This is a genomic window from Photobacterium profundum, assembly GCF_003026285.1.
Classification (GTDB): Bacteria; Pseudomonadota; Gammaproteobacteria; order Enterobacterales; family Vibrionaceae; genus Photobacterium; species Photobacterium profundum.
Window position 1 is genome coordinate 252,221 of record NZ_PYOD01000003.1, and the last position, 17,344, is coordinate 269,564.

The following is a 17,344-nucleotide window of genomic DNA, read 5'->3' on the forward strand; positions in this document are numbered from 1 at the left end:
TGTTGAGAAGCCTCGTTTATTGTTGGTTTACTCGTCGTTTGAGTAAGTCGCAGGAGAAGTAATGCGTTTTATATTAAAAAATATTGAAGAAATATTGGCCTCAATTGCTATTTCTATCACGGTATTGGTCGTGATTATCAATGTGATCTTACGATATGGCTTTGGTTTCGTTGTTCCGTGGAGCGAAGAGCTCTCCGTTATTTGCTTTATTTGGGCTGTCTATTTTGGCATTAGCTCATGTTATAAGCACAAATTACACATGGGCGTTGATGTGGTGGTTTCATTATTGCCACAAGCTGCAAAGCGTCCATTTAGGCTTGTTGTATCTAGCTTTTTGCTGATGGTCAACGTGCTAATGGCTTATCTAAGCTATGACTACATGATGCTATCTAACAAGGTAACACCGGTGATGGGAATGTCTTATTTCACGATAAATGGTGTGCTATTTCTTTGTTTTTCTTTAATGGCAATTCACACCGTGAACTTTATTAAAGATGATGTTGTACAGCTTCGAGAGAAGCGGTTAGATACGCATAAATAGGTGACAATTGTGGAAAGCTATATTCCTATTATTATTTTGTTTGTATTATTCTTATTGAATGTACCCATTGCCTTCTCACTAATATCATCAGCAATGGTGTATTTCTTATTCATAAATGATTCCATACCTGTCAGCTTGGTGATGCAACGTTTTATTTCGTCGGCTGAATCTTTTCCGTTATTGGCGATCCCATTTTTTATAATGGTTGGCTCCGTCATGAATTACGCGGGAATTAGCCGAAGTTTATTGGCGTTTGCCGATTCACTGATTGGGCATAAAACCGGTGGTTTAGCCCATGTTAACGTCGCTTTAAGTACATTAATGGGGGGTATTTCTGGTTCTGCGAATGCAGATGCTGCCATGCAGTCTAAAATATTAGCCCCAGAAATGACCAAGCGCGGTTATGATTTACCGTTTACTGCGGCAGTAACAGCGGCATCATCCAGTATTAGTCCTGTGATCCCACCAGGCATTAACTTGATCATATACGCTCTATTAGCCAATGTTTCTGTTCACCAGATGTTTATCGCAGGTTATGTGCCAGCATTCATGATGGCGTTATCACTAATGGTAACCATTGCTTTTATTGCTAAACGTCGTAACTACAAGCCGTCACGATCTGAACCGGCTTCTGGCAAAGAGCGCTTTCGTTATTTTGCTCAAGCCATTCCTGCGCTATTTATTCCCTTTGGCATTATTTTGGGAATGCGATTTGGCTTGTTTACTCCCACAGAAGCAGGGGCTATAGCGGTACTACTATGTTCAATTATCGGTTTCTTTATTTATCGAGAATTAAAGCCTTATCACTTTAAGTATATTTTGAAAGAAACGGTGCAGGGCACTGGTAGTGTAATGTTCATCATTATTGGTGCGATGGTCTTTGGCTACTACATGACGTTAGAGCAGATACCACAAAGCGTGGCATCTGCTTTGATAGAACTCACCGATAATAAGTTAGTTTTATTGTTATTAATAAACGTATTGCTATTAGTGGTGGGTATGTTTATTGAAGGTGGGGCAGCGATGATCATTCTGACGCCATTGTTATTGCCTGCAGTTCTTAACCTTGGTGTGAACCCGGTTCATTTCGGCATAATTGTAATTGTGAATATCATGATAGGTGGTGTAACCCCGCCATTCGGTTCGATGATGTTTACAGTTTGCTCTATTCTAAAAGTGAAAATGGTCGACTTTGTTCGTGAAGTTTTACCATTACTATTTGCGCTATTAACGGTGTTAATGATTTTAACTTACTCAGAAAGCTTGGTGATGTTTTTGCCGAATTTGCTTTAAGTATTAGAGGTGTATGATATGAATTCGGTACAAAACGAATTAACTCCTGACTGGAGTAATGTGGAATGGGTATTAACCGATGTGGATGACACGCTAACGTGGCAAGGTAAATTACCGCCAGAAACCTTGATTGCGTTGGCTGAATTACAGCAAGCCGGTATAAAAGTGGTAGCTGTTACGGGGGCTTGTGCTGGGTGGTGTGATCATATTGCTCAGCTATGGCCTGTTGATGCAGTTTTGGGCGAAAATGGCGCTTTCATTATGGAAAAGCAGGATGGCTATTTAACCCTCCGTGCCGACCGTACAATGAATGAAATAGAGCAACAGCAAGCGAAACTGAAGCAACAAGTGCTTGCGATTTTAGCTGACTATCCAGATCTTAATTTAACACTCGATCAGTCATACCGTTTATGCGAAGTCGCAATTGATATAGGGCAGAATCGCCCGCGTGTTGATGATACGATTATTGAAGAAGTGGTTGCTAAAATTCATGCGTTAGGCGCACATGCAACAGCCAGCTCGATTCATATTAATGCGTGGTATGGCGAGCATTCGAAAAAAGCGACTTCGTTACAATATCTAGCAGAGAAGGGATTATCAAAATACGAGATACTAAACCTGTCTTGTTATGTGGGTGATTCAATGAATGATCAACTTATGTTTGAGGCATTGCCTAAAACAGTAGGGGTTGCCAATATACAACATTATTGGGATAAGCTGAGTCATCACCCTTCTATAGTCATGAACCAACCTGGTGGTTTTGGTTTTGCCGAGTTTGCCAAGCAGTTACTTGATATGAAACGTCGTTAACCGACAATTGCGCAAATTGTACGAACTATAAACGGATAGCAAAATACGCTATCCGTTTTTATTGCTCTTTGTTATTTAAGTGACCGCTAGCGCTGTATTTCTATGCCAATAGGCTTTGTATATGAAGGCAGATTCCATTAGTATTCCCTTCTTGTTAGCGAGTTAGATGTTGAATTGTCAGTCTAGCTTTTATTGTCTATTGAGCTCATTTCAATGGCAGCTACGCTTATCTTTGAAACAAGGAACCTTGAATGAAACTCTCTGTGCTTGAACAACCCCTTTATGACCACCTTTACCGTGACATTCATGAGTTTCGCAGTACTTTCGATTTAGATATTGAATCGCCAGAAACAATGAACGACAAAAGCGATACCTTGCACACATCATTGGCCGTTGAAGAGCTAACTGAATTAGCAGAAGCTGATTCATTGGTTGAGCAAGCAGATGCGATTGTTGATTCAATCTATGTATTAATGGGGCGTTTAGTTCATCTTGGCGAAAAGAAAGTAGAAGACAATATTGGTATTAGCTACCTTATTGATTTACTTCTTCAAGTTGCAGAACGTTTAGAGATCGATTTTGTCGCATGTTGGGATGAAGTGCATTCAAGCAACATGAGCAAAGTGTGCCGGAATGAATCTGAATTTACAGATACCCAAAAACATTACGCGACGCAAGGTGTAGAGATTACGGGTAGCCAGAAAGGCGCTTACATCATAGCTAAATGTGCAAAAGATATTGATTTAAATGGTAAAATCATTCGTCAGGGTAAAGTATTAAAATCTGTTTACTATCGCCCAGCGGATCTCGTTAAGTTAGTTGTTCGTTAATTCAACAATTAAATAACGCTGCTATTTCCTTCTACTTACTCATTTTGATGATAAGTAGAAGGCGTTTCTCTTTTATTTCTTCTTTAGGTATTTCTTCAAACCCCGTAAACTATCCAGCTAATTCTTCCCCAGTAATAAAACCATGTATTCACAAACGGTATCATCAGCGCCAATCTCTCAGTCTGAACTTGCTCGTCAGCTATTTAAAATGACATGGCCAATGCTATTTGGCGTACTTTCGTTGTTGAGTTTTCAGCTTGTTGATAGTGCGTTTATCGGTCAGCTCGGTGTACTACCTCTTGCAGCTCAAGGGTTTACCTTACCGATGCAAATGGTGATTATTGGTCTTCAAGTCGGTTTAGGTATTGCAACAACTTCACTGATTTCTCGGGTGTTAGGAGCCAATGAACCAGAACGAGCCAAACAACTTGGTGGGTTAGTTGTGATAACGGGTGGTATTGGTGTATTTGCCATCTGCTGGCTTATTTGGTTACTTCGTGGTCCAGTACTAAACCTGCTTGATGCTCCTTTGAATGTTTACCCTGTTATTGATGCTTATTGGCCAGTATGGCTAGGCAGCTCTTGGACTGGGGCGATGCTTTATTTTGCTTACAGTCTGTGCCGTGCTAATGGCAATACCATGCTACCTGGCATAATGATGGTGGTAACCAGTATTTTGAATATGCTGCTGGATCCTCTGTTTATATTCACCTTTGATATGGGTTTAGTGGGGGCTGCATGGGCTACGATTGTCGCATTTGGTATCGGAATGCTGGCCGTTTTCCCCTTAGTCATTAAACGGCATTGGATGAGCTTTCAATTTGAAGGGCTCGATATTCCCGCATCAATAAAAGAGCTGGGTAATATAATGGCACCTGCAATGTTAAGTCAGCTATTACCACCACTGTCTTCGATGTTTGCAACGAAATTAGTCGCCAGCTTTGGCGCGGCAACGGTTGCTGCATGGGCACTAGGCTCGCGGTTAGAATTCTTTTCCATTGTTGTAGTGTTAGCTCTCACTATGTCGATGCCCCCAATGGTCGGTCGAATGCTCGGCGAAAAAGACATACACCGTATAAAAGCGTTGGTTAACATTAGTATTAAGTTTCTATTGGGCTGGCAGTTGGCCGTTGCAGCGGTATTGTTTATTGCTTCACCTTATTTAGCTGAACTGCTTACAAGTGAGGAATCAGTGAGAAGTGTGTTGCTCATACATCTGACTTGGGTGCCTATCAGTTTAGGCTCATTGGGTATTTGTATGTTGATGGTATCGATTTGTAATGCACTTGCATTGCCAATGCGTGCTTTATTGATATCTGGTTTACGCCTATTTGTTTGTTTCTTACCCTTACTGTGGCTTGGAACGCAATTGTTGGGGCTTAATGGCTTATTCATCGGTGCTATGGTGGGCAACTTTGCTGCTGGCATTATGGCATGGGTTCTTTACCAACAAGGTATTAATGTCGCTATACGTAAGTACTGTACAGAATAATGTTTGAAGATTATTTATTAGAGAGCCGATGAGTTTTTTACTGTTGAGCTGCTAGTATGTGCTTAAAATAAATAACAAAATGACAAGAAAAAGGATTAGCTAATGAATACGTTCACTATTGACACCCAAACCATGCATTATGTGGATATAGGTGAAGGTCCTGTTCTGGTTTTAGGTCATAGTTATTTGTGGGATAACGAAATGTGGGCACCTCAGTTAGAGGTATTGAGCCTGCATTATCGTTGCATTGTTCCAGATCTATGGAGCCATGGTCGCTCAGATGCAGCACCACAAAAAACACAAAACTTACAAGATTATGCCCGTGATGTATTAAGTTTACTTGATCACCTTCAGATTGATTCATTTTCAATTATAGGCTTGTCTGTTGGCGGTATGTGGGGGGCAGAATTAGCGCTTATTGCACCAGAGCGTACCAAGTCATTAGTATTAATGGATACTTTTATTGGTTTTGAGCCAGAAGTGATGCACGCGAAATATTTCGCTATGTTAGATACTATTGCTCAGGTTCAACATGTTCCAGAACCAATGATCGATGTAATTACGCCAATGTTTTTTGCACGTAATGCTGAACAAGCAAATCCAGCGCTGGTGGCAAAATTCCGAGAGCACTTATCATCAATCAAAGGTCAACAGGCTGTTGATGTAACCAATATTGGTCGTATGGTGTTTGGCCGTCGTGATACGTTTGATGATGTTGAGCAATTAACCTTACCAACGCTTGTTGTGGTTGGTGTACAAGATATGCCACGTCCTCCACTAGAAGCTCAGCTTATGCATGATGCGATTGATGGCAGCCAGTTCTTTGTTGTACAAGATGCGGGGCATATTTGTAACTTAGAACAGCCAGCTGTTGTTACTGAGAAGCTATTAAGCTTTATGAATGATGTGCACGCCTAGTTTTCTATAAACGTCTAAAGCACATATAAGAGATAAGCAAGCGCAGCGACTAGTTATCGCTGCGTTTTTCATTCTGGTTATGCTGATTGGGTGTAATTAGGTTTATTTCGAATCAGAAAGCGGGATAAAGAAGGCAAAGACCCACGCTGGACCAATTAATAGAAATTGTAAATCTTCGAAAAACGACGGCTTTTTCCCTTCAATTTTGTGCCCAATAAACTGTAAAACCCACAAGGCAATAAATAGGCCTAAGCTAAGGCTTAATATATTGATGTTCAGTTGGAAAAGTATCTCTATACCGATCACGCAAGCAAGAGTAAACAAAGACATAATGGTAAATACTTTCCGTGATAATCCGTAGTAGAAGAAAAGAACAGGCATCAGTATTAACCATAGCCACTCAATGTCTACGCCAGAAAACCGGAATGACGGTAAGCACCAGATTAACCCTACAATTGAAAAATAAATGCCCGGTACCGCAACTTTATGAATGCGTTGGTTCGTTTTGTTCTGATGACTTGCGCCATATTCAGTGAACCATTGTTCAAGTGTTTTCATTCATTCCCTATTTAGCAAGCTATTCGCATATAACGAGATTATATACCCAAGTTATCGAAAGGTGGATGTTTCTGGTTAGTGGTCTTTAATTAGAGGAAGGCTTTTTCTGGGAGAGCGACAATGATACGGGCATTATTTATCACCTTACTGTTTTTACTACCTTTTACAACGCAAGCGACAACAAGCAGTACTAAGGCTCAAATTGAAAAATGTGAAACGAAATACAAATCAGATACAAAAAAGAAAACTGATTGTATTAATAGCGTAAAGAAAAAAGCGAAAGAGACCGCAAAAAAAGACGATGTAACCAAACACAAAACGGCTAATAATGATTCAAGGCAAAACACCAGTACCAAGATGCACGGTAATACTGAAAGCCGCCAATTAGAAGATGCACAGAAAAAAAGTGCAGTAACCAAAAACTTAAAAGCCGTTAATGTTAATTCGGCATCTGCGGAAGATCTGGCGGCTTCACTACCCGGCATTGGAGATGCGAAAGCGAAAGCAATTGTTGATTATCGTAAAAAGAATGGGAAGTTTAAATCAGCAAGTGATTTAGCCAAAGTACCAGGGTTAGGTGATAAAAGCGTGGGTAATATGAAGAAATATCTGAAGTACTAATACTGGGTATAGTAGTTTAGAATGAAAAACGCATCAGATTATAAGTAACCTAATGCGTTTCATTCAATTAGCTAAGCGGAGCCGTATTGGGTGCATACGATATTACGTGGCTACCTTTAATTTTCTTGTATACGTGTCTTTATAATACTTGCACACGGTCTACTTCGATTTCAGGGGTATTTCCACCTTCGTATTCACCAAACAATCGTACTTTTGTCGTTGCATCAATTGCTTGTGGTAAATGAATATCATCATCTAGTTCAACTTGAATTTCTTTCGTGCCATCACTGAAAATGAATGTATCGGCATTGATTTGCTTAATCAACTTACCTTCAACAACTGCATTTCGCTCTGTAAACATGCTTGTGCTGTCGAGTAGTTCGGCAACTGTTACCGTATCAATCGGGCCTGAGTAAGAAATAACAGCGCCTTTCTGTTCATTATGATCGCCTGCAAAAGCGAGTGTTGGAACTAAGATCATTGCAGATGCGATTGCGATAACAGTATTTTTTACAGAAATTAATTTAGTCATGAGTTCGTCTCCTTGTTTTGATGTTGCTATTAAACAACACTTCAACTGAACCATTCGTGAGGCGGTTATTCAGATTTCGTTCATATACTCATTATTTAGATATTATTTGCTAATGGGTAGGTGAAAAATAATAAATGAACCATGTTAAAACCAAAGTGAATAGCAATCGCGTAACTTAACTTTCCTGACCAGTAATAGGTCAAACCATAAAGAAGACCTGCTAAACTCGCGACAACAATGAATAGTGGGCCACCTGCGAAATGTGCAGCACCAAATAAGAGGCTTGCGATGCCAATACCAACAAGAGGATTGAAACGTTGAGTCAGTAATCGCTGAATGTAGCCACGAAAGAGTGCTTCTTCTGCAACACAAGTGAATAGCAGGTTGTTTAATGCAAATACCCACCACCAACTAGGCACTGATAATTCAGGTTTTACTAAACTTAATACGAGTGGAACCACTGGCAACAAAATGAAGCTAATAGCTAATATCGATATTTGTTTTGAAGAAAGTATGTTTCGTTTTCCCAACATAGTTGGTACTAACAGTAATAAACCAAAGAAGATGATTGGTTTATCTAAGTTTAAATAAAGCGTGAAGGGAATACTTTTGGGGCCAGTAATCACTTTATCAAGTACTAATAGATTGTTGAAGCCAGGTATTAGGTGTAATACCAAGGTTAGACACCACATAACAACCAAGCAGTGGCATGCTACTTTCCATTTTCCCTTAGCTTCTTTTGCTAGTGCAGAAACTATTAAACCAGCGCTAATGGCTAATACACCCACGAAATTTACGTTATTGAAATATAAGGCACTGGCAAAAGTGATAACAAGAAGATGTAGCCAGTATCGAGGTTGAATAAATGCAGTAATAACCGTTGCTCCAAGCAGCAACCAAGTTATAGCTTCTGGTAATAAGTTGTTGGGAAAAGTCATAGTTAATCAATGTGTTAGTGTAAGAATACAAATGATAACAATTTTATGTCTGATGTGAAGCGTTTAGTGCCGATAAACCGTTGAATTGTTTGAATCAAAATCTCCGCTTTAGAAAAATAGGGTCATTTAATAACGAGGTTCGCAGCTAACAGAGCATACATTTTTGAGCTAAACAGATAATATATTGATGCGTTTAGCAATGAGACAATATACCAGTGAGTATTCAAGATAATTTTCAAGGAATAGAACTTATATTAGGCGGTGCTAGGTCGGGCAAAAGTAGCCTTGCTGAGGCTCTTGCGGAATCATCAGGCCTCACTGTTACTTATGTTGCGACAGCAACTGCGGGTGATGATGAAATGACGGCTCGAATTGAACAGCATAAAGAGCAGCGCCCCCATCAATGGCCAGTAATAGAAGAGCCATTATATTTGGCTGAGGTTATTCGTACCCACAGTAAAAAGGGCACATGTTTATTAATCGATTGTTTAACACTCTGGTTAACGAATTGCCTATTTGGCGTTGTTGAACAATCTGAACATAACGATCAGCATAAGATCGCCAGCTGGTCTGATCGAAAGGCAGATTTTTTAAAGGCACTGATTGAAGCTGAAGGGCGTGTTATTCTGGTTAGTAATGAAGTAGGACAAGGTATAGTGCCACTTGGTGAAGTATCAAGGCGCTTTGTCGATGAGAGTGGCTGGTTACATCAAGCCATCGCAAAACAAGCTGGACGTGTTGTATTCGTGACTGCTGGTTTACCTCAAGTGTTGAAAGGTCCTGCGTTAAATTAGCTTTCTTGTATTTACTGAGTTTGTGCCAGTAATTATAGCCGTCAAGGAGATGTAGAACATGACAACACAACAGACACGGATTGATATATTACGTCATGGGTTGCCAGAAGGAGATGGCTGCCTAAGAGGGCATACAGATTTTCCAATTACCTCGACAGGTTTAAGTCAAATGGCGACGGCAATCGCTGATCTTGATAGTGTAGATGTGGTCGTTACTTCTTCGTTGCAACGGTGTAGTAATTTTGCTCAATTAACGGCCAATCAGCACTCTGTTCCTCTTCATCAGCTCGATTGCTGGAAAGAAATGGATTTTGGTGACTGGGACGGACAATTACAGAAAACGTTATGGCAAGAACATAAGGAAGTCTTAACTCGCTATTGGCAAAACCCTTGGTTAGAAACCCCACACGGTGGCGAAGCATTAGTGGATTTTGACAAACGGATTCATCAAGCTTGGTTAGATTTAGTTGAACAGCACAAAGGTAAGAAAATACTATTGGTATCGCATTCAGGCGTAATGCGACAACTGATGCGTATTCTATTAGAAATGCCAGAGAATGCGAGTTATCTACACCGTATTCAACTGCCTTATGCTGCACGTTACCGTGTCACTGTTTTTCATGATGAACAAGGAAAAGATTGGCCTCAGATCCAATGGCCGACTCAGCAACAATTTTAGATTTTCAGCATTACAGACCAACTTACTACTCGTATTAACGAGCGCTTTCATTATATATGCTGAAATAAAACTCAAATACTAAACGAATATAGAATGAGAAAAAGATGCAATTAACCACACAAGCATTAATGGTTCAGGGAACAACATCAGACGCAGGTAAAAGCGTACTTACAGCGGGTTTATGCCGAGTACTTGCGCGAAAAGGGATTCAAGTTGCTCCCTTCAAATCTCAAAATATGGCACTCAATAGTGCAGTAACAAAAGATGGTGGTGAAATTGGTCGTGCACAAGCGGTTCAAGCACAAGCTGCATGTATCGAACCAACAGTACACATGAACCCTGTATTGCTGAAGCCTAATACCGATGTTGGTGCTCAAATTATCGTTCAAGGTAAAGCTATCGCAGATATGGATGCGATAGGCTACAACGGTTATAAAAAAGTCGTGATGGGACCTATCATGGAATCTTTTGGTATTTTACAAGATGAATACCAAACTGTGATCATAGAAGGTGCAGGTAGCCCTGCAGAGATTAATTTACGTGAAAACGATGTCGCAAATATGGGTTTTGCTGAAAATGCAGATGTGCCAGTCATCATTATTGCAGATATTGATCGCGGTGGTGTTTTTGCGCATTTGTACGGCACATTGGCGTTATTGTCGGAATCAGAACAGGCACGTGTGATTGGCTTTGTTATTAATCGTTTTCGCGGCGATATAAAGTTACTTGAGTCTGGTCTTGATTGGCTTGAAGACAAAACCGGTAAACCAGTCTTGGGTGTTTTACCGTACTTGCATGGTTTGATGTTAGAAGCGGAAGATGCGATCAATGTTCAGCAAGTCGAAGCGGCTGATGAGCAACTCAATGTGGTTGTGCCGATATTAACACGGGTAAGCAACCATACAGATTTTGATCCGTTGCGTATGCACCCACAAGTGAATTTACAATTCGTAGGTAAAGGGCAACAAATTCCTCCTACTGATCTTATTATTATTCCTGGCACCAAAAGTGTGCGAAGCGATTTAGCCTTCTTACGCGAGCAAGGCTGGGATAAGCAGATCGAACGTCATTTGCGCTTAGGGGGCAAAGTGATGGGTATTTGTGGTGGTTATCAAATGTTGGGTGAAAATATTGCCGATCCTGATGGAATTGAGGGGGATGCTGGTACAAGCCAAGGTCTTGGTTACTTACAAACGTCGACCATACTTGCACCTGAAAAGCAGCTTAAGCAAACCGTTGGTACACTTCAATTACCTGAACAACCAGCTGTACCTGTACGTGGTTATGAAATTCACGCTGGTATTACATCGGGCATTAAGGCTAATGCCCCAGTGCAACTTCAAGACGGACCAGATGGCCAACTCGGCATTGATAATCAAGTGTTCGGAACATACCTACATGGTATTTTTGAACAGACTGAAGCATGCAATGCCATTTTATCTTGGGCGGGGCTAGAAGCTACGCAAACCCCTGATTTTGATCTAATACGCGAGCAGGGCATTGATCGTGTTGCCGATACACTTGAAGAATATATGAAGCTTGATAAATTGTGGCCTGAATGGGCTGATAAGTTTACTAAGTAATATGCGATAAAACCTTAACGCACATTATTCAGAGAACTAAAAAAGCCCGTGTAACATCCGATATTATCGCAATGTGACACGGGCTTTTGTTTTATGTATTACTACATTGTTCTTTTAGAGGAAACGTCGAAATTAACGTTGCTCTAATGGGTACGAACGGTAGCTCCACATGCCATACGTACGAAGTGCATCGCGGTAGATACCTAGAAGCTCACCATCTGTAGGTACTTTTAATTCGTCGAGTGGTTTGTCTGCGGCTGAAACAGTATCAAACGTAATGTCTTTAGGACCAGTCTGCCAGCTTGCGATTTCAAACAATGTTTGTCCGCGGCGTACATGGCTTGCAGAGCTAATAATAGTGGCATGATCAATATCGTGACGGGCTAGGGCATAGCTGCTGTACAGCGCGTTCTCTACCGTACTGCGTGCATAGTTATCTTCAATAATACGACTGCGGTCTATCCCTTTTTCTACCAGCCAATCTGCCATTAACTTACCTTCAGTTTTATGGTTTTTCGGCACACCACCAGTTAGTACGATTAACGACTTAGGTTGTTCTTTAGCAAAGGCTAATGTCATTTCTAAACGTTGAATGAGTATGTCATGCATGCTGCCATCTGGGTTTAGGGCATAGCCTAATGTGATGATAGCGGTATTGCCGTCTTGTGCTTTATCAAACGTGGTTTTAAGTGGGGTTTCCACTATGCGATTCACTGTATCAAAAATACGTTGCATGTCTGCGGCACGTCCTGGATTAAGTGATTCCAGTACCTTCATATGTTTTGCTGATTCTGTATCGTTGCCTGTAAAGTGCTGCCACACGGCAAGGTAAGAATGTGCATCTACATCTTCAGGTGCAACACTTAATACTTTTTCAAAAAGCTCAATTGCGCGGTCAGCGTTCTTGTTATAGATCTGTGCATTCGCGGCAGAAATTAACAAATCGGTACGATAAGGTTCTAAGTCGTAGGCTTCTAGCAGGCGATTAGTCACTATCTCCATGTTGCTTGGCATTTTTGCGGTAAAGCCAGCATGTGAGATACGAGCGGGTGATTTGAATGCAGTTGCCGCATCAATGAGTAATTGGTCAACAACCTGACGCTTTGTAGTGAACTGACTATATTCGACAGTTGCCTGAATGCTTTGCTGAGTATCTGTTTGATTTGCAGCAAAAAGTGTGGAAGAAGAAAGGGTTAATAGGCTACCAAGAGTAAAAGCAAGAATTGTCTTTTTCATTATATTAGTCACTTAAGTTCACAGTTTGGACTGCAATATAGATAATTCTCGAAGAAAAATTTGTGATTGATGATCAAAAATTACAGTTATTTTGCAGGAATATGTGAAATTGGAATCAAGCTCCGCTTTGATGTATGTTCAGTTAAACGAAACGCTAGGCTAAAAGACAACAAGGTGATGCATGACTCAAGAATATAGTTTTCGAACGTGCTCTTTTAACACTGAACGGCTGAAGGTGAGTAATGTACTGAGTGTTTTAAATCAGTCTATTTCTGAAGCAGAATTATCGGGTGTTGCTTTTAAAATATTAACACCAAATGTAACTCAATCTCTTCCTCCCGAGTTTCAATCAGTTCAGTGTGTTGAATCTGCAAGCAAATGGATAAATGAGATGGTAACTAACAGCCATTTCCTCATTATCCAGCAATCAGAGAGTCATCAAATTATTGGTTTCATTTTTTTCTATGTATCCAGTCCAAAAGAGTCTGGTTCCAATGTGCATATTGGTTATCTTCTTGATGAGCGGTTTTGGGGCAAAGGTTATGCGAATGAATTCATGGAAGGGCTAATTGAATGGTGCAATCGTTCTCAGTTAGTCTCTAAGTTACTTGGTGGCGTTGATGTGGGTAATGCTCAATCAATTAAGTTATTACAAAATAATGGGTTCAAGGAAGCAACAGGCGATTCACCTGATGGGGTTGTTTTTTATGAACGTTCATTTAGTAAATGTTGAATTATAATTAAGCTGATGCGTACACGTGTTTGTACTGACAAAAAAGGTCTTAGTACTGTCGCTGTGAATACGACAAGTATCTAAGACCTTTCATTTTAAATCTGTATTCAAGCATTGTTAGAGATGAATCAATTCATACTCTATGGCACTTAGCTTTGTCCGATGATCAGCTCTTCATCAAGATCCGTTAAAATCATTTTTTGAATATCTAAGCCAAGATACATCAAAATCAGACACCAATTTAGAAAAGGAATATTGTTCTTTTCTAAGTTGTCTTCAAAGTGGTCTAGTTTCCAGTTGAATGATTCAGCTAAATCAGTAAACGTCAAACCAGTGAATACGCCTTCACCGACAACGCGATTAAGCTGTAAACGTGAAGGGGAAACAAATTTATTAGCAGGTAAAAAAGCATTGCGATCAAATGCAGATAATACTTTACGTACATCGACAGAAAGCGCATTACCGCGATTATTTATATTAGGCTTGCCTACTAAAGCAACAAGAAAACACCAGCAAGTATATGGAATGTATGAAACCTCGTACGGTTCTTTCTTATAGCCAGCAGTCCAATCACAAAATCTGCGTTCAGAAATGCCAGTAAGTTTAACTAACTTAGCTGATTCATAACCGTATTCGCGTAGTAATGCTAAAACCTCTGCAACTTCAGAAACGAAAGGCTTGGTCCAATTGTTGATTGGTGTAAATGTATTTTCTCTAATCACGAGCTAACCTTTTTTGCAAGAATAAGCTTATTGAAGCATATTCACATATTTGGTGTACAAATTACGTACTTTATTATGAACCATTTACATGAACGAAATTGGATCATCAGGGGAATGATACTGATAAGTTTCGAGATGTCTATTAAAGCTCATAAAAGTTGAACATTTCATGCCAATTGATACCAGTATCAGCACTTTTGGCTGCGAAAGATGATGACCATTGATTAATTTATAGAGTATTTGATTATTCAAAGGATATTAAACAATGCCCATCATCTTTAGTTTAAGATAGGTCGCTAATGTTTTGCCATCTTGAATCTCATTATTTAATACTTTTTGTTCAAACTCATTAACAGACATGGTGACGACTTCAATTACTTCATCGTCATCTAATTCTCCAGCCGTTTCTGATAATTCTTGAGCGAGAAATAAGTACTGAATCTCATCACAAAACCCTGGTACAGGCAGAAGTTCACCAAGGCTTTGCCAACTTTCAGCTTTCAGGTTTACTTCTTCTGCGAGCTCTCTTTTTGCGCAATTTAGAATGTCTTCTTTGCTTTCTAACGTACCTGCTGGAAATTCAAGAATCCATTGCTTAATCGCTGGGCGATACTGATGTACCAAAACAAGATCGCCTGAGTGATTAATCGGCACAATGATAACTGCCCCTGGATGTTTTACTGTGGTGAATTCAATGTTTCGACCATCAGGTAGTTGGTGATGCTCTTGCTCTATTGAAAAGCATTTCCATTGATAAAGTGTTTTGGCAGACGTTTTGGTAGACATTGGCAACTCCGTTACATTTAACAAGCCAGTAGCTTGGGCATATATAATATAAAAAAAGCGATTTCATTGTAGGTGATAAACCTGATGAAATCGCTTTTTGATACTGCCAAGCTTATCTATAAGTCATGAGCATTGAGTGAAAACCAGAATGAACCACTTCTAGCTAATTGCAATTTGGCTGCGTCCCCAGCTTTTTGCACGATGTAGGGCGCTGTCTGCTTTCATGTAATCAAAGCTATATTCCTGAAACTCGATAGGCGTAATACCAATGCTAACGGTAATACTGACGTTATGCCCCGACTCTAATTCTAAAGACCAACTGGCAATTTCATCTTTTAAGTGAGATGCGAATTCTTCAGCGGCTATTATGTCAGTTTCGGGCAGCAGTAAACAAAACTCTTCACCACCGATTCGAGCGAGGTGATCGCCTTTACGGGTATTCTCGCGTAAGCACTTAGCGAGCATCATCAATACTTGATCGCCGGCATGTAAACCGTAGCGGTCATTAACAGCTTTAAAGCCATCAATGTCTAGAACGAGCATAGAGAAATCACGTAAATAACGTTGACTACGTGCTGATTCACTTTGATAAATCGGCAATAGCCCAGAACGATTGTGTAAGCCGGTTAAAAAATCGGTAGTTGCTGTTTGTTTTACTCGTGCTATCGCTTCATTACGATGACGAGCAAGTAAATAAGCCATAATTACAACAATAGAATATGCGCTGATGTTTTGTAATGCTTCCGTTATTTGAAGTTGTTTATCAGAGACTTCAGCGACGCCCAGTACAATGTAGAAACAACCAAATAATGAGCTATACCACCAAGCGTATTTCTGTTGTAACGCAAAGAAGCACAATAATGGAATAGTCAGACCAATGGTATTGCTGATATGGCGAGAGCTGTCGGCATAAAACCCTAGTGCACAGGCTGCTGTTGTTGAAAAGATGAAAACCCAAATAAGTAAATAGGGGTTTATTTTATATCTATTAATGACTGAAAGTGTATAACAAATGACCATGCCGATAACGGCAGAAAAGGTGAAGTTAACAGGAACGTTAGAGACAAAATAGGTGAAAGCAATGATAGCGCAAATCATGCCTGAAAATGGGAAGAGAATAGTTAGTTGTTTTTGAAGCGTTTTCTCACTTAATTCTATGTATGCAAAATTAGAGGATTCAAGTTGAGTACTTTTTATAACTGTTGCCATAATACGGTCTTACATCCTTGTTATACAAAAAACCGTCAATGCGCAACGTGGTGCATTGACGGTTGTAGAATAACAGTAATGTCGAGTATGTCTAATTATTTCTAGAAACAAATGTAATCTATTGATTTAAGACAAAAATGATTTTATTAATTTAACGACAACGTCAGGTTGCTCGTTCGTAACTCCATGGCCAGTCTCAGGAATAACGACAATTGGTGCATTTAAATACCCACTGAGCTGAATACCACTTTCAAGCGGAAAGATCTGATCACTGTCTCCCCAAATTACCATGCTATTGGGTAGATTTTTAGGGGGGAATTCTGCAATACGATCTCTATCTTTTATGAGCGTCTGAATTAATGACGTTCTTTCTGTTTGCCAAGGCGAGAAGTAGCTGGTGTAAATTTGATCGGCAATGAAGTCGGGTATGTATTTCTTTTCATAAAAAACGTTGTCAAATAGTCGTCTTACTTCATCACTATTTTGAGGCACAAATAAGTTTTCGGGTTTATCAACCCCTGCGCGTAGGCATAAATCGTCAAGATCTTTCTCTGAAAATAGCGGTCCAGGGCTGGCAATGATGATCGATTTATCAATGCGTTCAGGTGTGGTCATCATGTTGTAGGTTACAAATCCGCCATATGAAATGCCTGCGACATTCACTTTGTCTATTTTCAAATGATCCATAAGTTGCCAAATGGCATTTGTTTGGGTGGTTAAATTGGGGAGACCTTTACTGTGTGAATCACCAAACCAAGCAAGATCAGGGGCGATAACTTGATAGTCTTGGCTTAGAGCCATCATTTCTTTTTGCCATGTAGAAATTGCTGTACCACCAAACCCATGAAGTAACAATAATGGTTTACCCGTACCACCAATCCAGTACTTTATATTGCCACCTTCTTTCAAGGGTAAAAACTGCTCAGAGTAACCCGCGCTGACTAATGACTCTCCGTCTTGTGTGGCTTTCCATTTAACAATTTCACATCCTGAAAGGGTAAATATAAGCACAAAAAAAAGCATAACATGTCGAAATAGTCTTGGCATCAAAGATTCCTTTTGGGTGATG

19 protein-coding genes are annotated in these 17,344 nt (G+C 40.0%); 11 read left to right on the forward strand and 8 right to left on the reverse strand.

The features are described from left to right. Positions 1-61: 61 nt before the first annotated feature. The 6 genes from C9J48_RS10635 (at position 62) to C9J48_RS10660 (ending at position 5,884) form a co-directional block, all read left to right on the forward strand. Positions 62-541, forward strand: a complete 480-nt coding sequence (locus C9J48_RS10635; RefSeq protein ID WP_006229803.1) for a TRAP transporter small permease — start codon at positions 62-64, stop codon at positions 539-541. Between the two features lie 9 nt (positions 542-550). After that, positions 551-1,834: a TRAP transporter large permease gene (locus C9J48_RS10640; RefSeq protein WP_036802687.1), complete on the forward strand. Its 1,284-nt coding sequence runs from the start codon at positions 551-553 to the stop codon at positions 1,832-1,834. A gap of 18 nt (positions 1,835-1,852) precedes the next feature. After that, the gene (locus C9J48_RS10645) at positions 1,853-2,644 is read left to right on the forward strand and encodes an HAD-IIB family hydrolase (protein ID WP_006229806.1); all 792 of its coding nucleotides are present in this window, start codon (positions 1,853-1,855) and stop codon (positions 2,642-2,644) included. 251 nt (positions 2,645-2,895) lie between these two features. Further along, positions 2,896-3,474, forward strand: coding sequence for a nucleoside triphosphate pyrophosphohydrolase family protein (locus C9J48_RS10650; RefSeq protein WP_006229807.1), 579 nt, complete (start codon positions 2,896-2,898; stop codon positions 3,472-3,474). A gap of 142 nt (positions 3,475-3,616) precedes the next feature. Next, on the forward strand, positions 3,617-4,966 hold the full coding sequence (locus C9J48_RS10655; protein ID WP_006229808.1) for an MATE family efflux transporter: 1,350 nt from the start codon (positions 3,617-3,619) through the stop codon (positions 4,964-4,966). Between the two features lie 102 nt (positions 4,967-5,068). Beyond that, complete coding sequence (locus C9J48_RS10660; RefSeq protein ID WP_006229809.1) at positions 5,069-5,884, forward strand: alpha/beta fold hydrolase; 816 nt, start codon at positions 5,069-5,071, stop codon at positions 5,882-5,884. Between the two features lie 102 nt (positions 5,885-5,986). Here the strand turns inward: C9J48_RS10660 and C9J48_RS10665 are convergent, their stop codons facing one another. After that, positions 5,987-6,442: an Mpo1 family 2-hydroxy fatty acid dioxygenase gene (locus C9J48_RS10665; protein ID WP_006229810.1), complete on the reverse strand. Its 456-nt coding sequence runs from the start codon at positions 6,440-6,442 to the stop codon at positions 5,987-5,989. A gap of 120 nt (positions 6,443-6,562) precedes the next feature. Between C9J48_RS10665 and C9J48_RS10670 the strand changes: the two genes are divergently transcribed. Then, positions 6,563-7,063, forward strand: coding sequence for a ComEA family DNA-binding protein (locus tag C9J48_RS10670; protein WP_006229811.1), 501 nt, complete (start codon positions 6,563-6,565; stop codon positions 7,061-7,063). Between the two features lie 139 nt (positions 7,064-7,202). Here C9J48_RS10670 and C9J48_RS10675 read toward each other — a convergent pair whose 3' ends face one another. After that, complete coding sequence (locus tag C9J48_RS10675) at positions 7,203-7,595, reverse strand: YgiW/YdeI family stress tolerance OB fold protein (RefSeq protein WP_006229812.1); 393 nt, start codon at positions 7,593-7,595, stop codon at positions 7,203-7,205. Between the two features lie 95 nt (positions 7,596-7,690). After that, the gene (locus tag C9J48_RS10680) at positions 7,691-8,533 is read right to left on the reverse strand and encodes a CPBP family intramembrane glutamic endopeptidase (RefSeq protein WP_006229813.1); all 843 of its coding nucleotides are present in this window, start codon (positions 8,531-8,533) and stop codon (positions 7,691-7,693) included. A 215-nt stretch (positions 8,534-8,748) separates the two neighbouring features. Here C9J48_RS10680 and cobU point away from each other — a divergent pair, with 215 nt between their 5' ends. From cobU to C9J48_RS10695, 3 genes are all read left to right on the forward strand, one after another. After that, entirely contained in the window at positions 8,749-9,327 is a 579-nt protein-coding gene (cobU, locus tag C9J48_RS10685) for a bifunctional adenosylcobinamide kinase/adenosylcobinamide-phosphate guanylyltransferase (protein ID WP_006229814.1), read from the forward strand. 58 nt (positions 9,328-9,385) lie between these two features. After that, on the forward strand, positions 9,386-10,006 hold the full coding sequence (locus tag C9J48_RS10690; protein ID WP_006229815.1) for a histidine phosphatase family protein: 621 nt from the start codon (positions 9,386-9,388) through the stop codon (positions 10,004-10,006). Between the two features lie 104 nt (positions 10,007-10,110). Continuing rightward, positions 10,111-11,589, forward strand: coding sequence for a cobyric acid synthase (locus C9J48_RS10695; protein WP_006229816.1), 1,479 nt, complete (start codon positions 10,111-10,113; stop codon positions 11,587-11,589). Between the two features lie 132 nt (positions 11,590-11,721). Here the strand turns inward: C9J48_RS10695 and C9J48_RS10700 are convergent, their stop codons facing one another. Continuing rightward, complete coding sequence (locus tag C9J48_RS10700; RefSeq protein ID WP_006229817.1) at positions 11,722-12,825, reverse strand: YdcF family protein; 1,104 nt, start codon at positions 12,823-12,825, stop codon at positions 11,722-11,724. 181 nt (positions 12,826-13,006) lie between these two features. Here C9J48_RS10700 and C9J48_RS10705 point away from each other — a divergent pair, with 181 nt between their 5' ends. Further along, positions 13,007-13,558, forward strand: coding sequence for a GNAT family N-acetyltransferase (locus C9J48_RS10705; RefSeq protein WP_006229818.1), 552 nt, complete (start codon positions 13,007-13,009; stop codon positions 13,556-13,558). Between the two features lie 149 nt (positions 13,559-13,707). Here C9J48_RS10705 and C9J48_RS10710 read toward each other — a convergent pair whose 3' ends face one another. The 4 genes from C9J48_RS10710 to C9J48_RS10725 form a co-directional block, all read right to left on the reverse strand. Continuing rightward, positions 13,708-14,280: a hypothetical protein gene (locus C9J48_RS10710; RefSeq protein ID WP_006229819.1), complete on the reverse strand. Its 573-nt coding sequence runs from the start codon at positions 14,278-14,280 to the stop codon at positions 13,708-13,710. A 258-nt stretch (positions 14,281-14,538) separates the two neighbouring features. Then, a complete protein-coding gene (locus C9J48_RS10715; protein ID WP_006229820.1) occupies positions 14,539-15,066 on the reverse strand; it encodes an NUDIX hydrolase in 528 nt (175 codons plus the stop codon). Positions 15,067-15,225: 159 nt separating this feature from the next. Next, a complete protein-coding gene (locus tag C9J48_RS10720) occupies positions 15,226-16,275 on the reverse strand; it encodes a GGDEF domain-containing protein (RefSeq protein WP_006229821.1) in 1,050 nt (349 codons plus the stop codon). A 126-nt stretch (positions 16,276-16,401) separates the two neighbouring features. Continuing rightward, positions 16,402-17,322 (reverse strand): alpha/beta fold hydrolase, encoded by a 921-nt coding sequence (locus C9J48_RS10725; protein ID WP_006229822.1) that lies wholly within the window; start codon positions 17,320-17,322, stop codon positions 16,402-16,404. Between the last annotated feature and the right edge of the window lie 22 nt (positions 17,323-17,344).

Excerpts from the sequence above, each read along its gene's own strand:
- C9J48_RS10635 (WP_006229803.1), top strand. The coding sequence starts at position 62 with ATGCGTTTTATATTAAAAAATATTGAAGAAATATTGGCCTCAATTGCT.
- C9J48_RS10645 (WP_006229806.1), top strand. The coding sequence starts at position 1,853 with ATGAATTCGGTACAAAACGAATTAACTCCTGACTGGAGTAATGTGGAA.
- C9J48_RS10650 (WP_006229807.1), top strand. The coding sequence starts at position 2,896 with ATGAAACTCTCTGTGCTTGAACAACCCCTTTATGACCACCTTTACCGT.
- C9J48_RS10655 (WP_006229808.1), top strand. The coding sequence starts at position 3,617 with ATGTATTCACAAACGGTATCATCAGCGCCAATCTCTCAGTCTGAACTT.
- C9J48_RS10660 (WP_006229809.1), top strand. The coding sequence starts at position 5,069 with ATGAATACGTTCACTATTGACACCCAAACCATGCATTATGTGGATATA.
- C9J48_RS10665 (WP_006229810.1), bottom strand. The coding sequence starts at position 6,442 with ATGAAAACACTTGAACAATGGTTCACTGAATATGGCGCAAGTCATCAG.
- C9J48_RS10670 (WP_006229811.1), top strand. The coding sequence starts at position 6,563 with ATGATACGGGCATTATTTATCACCTTACTGTTTTTACTACCTTTTACA.
- C9J48_RS10675 (WP_006229812.1), bottom strand. The coding sequence starts at position 7,595 with ATGACTAAATTAATTTCTGTAAAAAATACTGTTATCGCAATCGCATCT.
- C9J48_RS10680 (WP_006229813.1), bottom strand. The coding sequence starts at position 8,533 with ATGACTTTTCCCAACAACTTATTACCAGAAGCTATAACTTGGTTGCTG.
- C9J48_RS10690 (WP_006229815.1), top strand. The coding sequence starts at position 9,386 with ATGACAACACAACAGACACGGATTGATATATTACGTCATGGGTTGCCA.
- C9J48_RS10695 (WP_006229816.1), top strand. The coding sequence starts at position 10,111 with ATGCAATTAACCACACAAGCATTAATGGTTCAGGGAACAACATCAGAC.
- C9J48_RS10700 (WP_006229817.1), bottom strand. The coding sequence starts at position 12,825 with ATGAAAAAGACAATTCTTGCTTTTACTCTTGGTAGCCTATTAACCCTT.
- C9J48_RS10705 (WP_006229818.1), top strand. The coding sequence starts at position 13,007 with ATGACTCAAGAATATAGTTTTCGAACGTGCTCTTTTAACACTGAACGG.
- C9J48_RS10715 (WP_006229820.1), bottom strand. The coding sequence starts at position 15,066 with ATGTCTACCAAAACGTCTGCCAAAACACTTTATCAATGGAAATGCTTT.
- C9J48_RS10720 (WP_006229821.1), bottom strand. The coding sequence starts at position 16,275 with ATGGCAACAGTTATAAAAAGTACTCAACTTGAATCCTCTAATTTTGCA.
- C9J48_RS10725 (WP_006229822.1), bottom strand. The coding sequence starts at position 17,322 with ATGCCAAGACTATTTCGACATGTTATGCTTTTTTTTGTGCTTATATTT.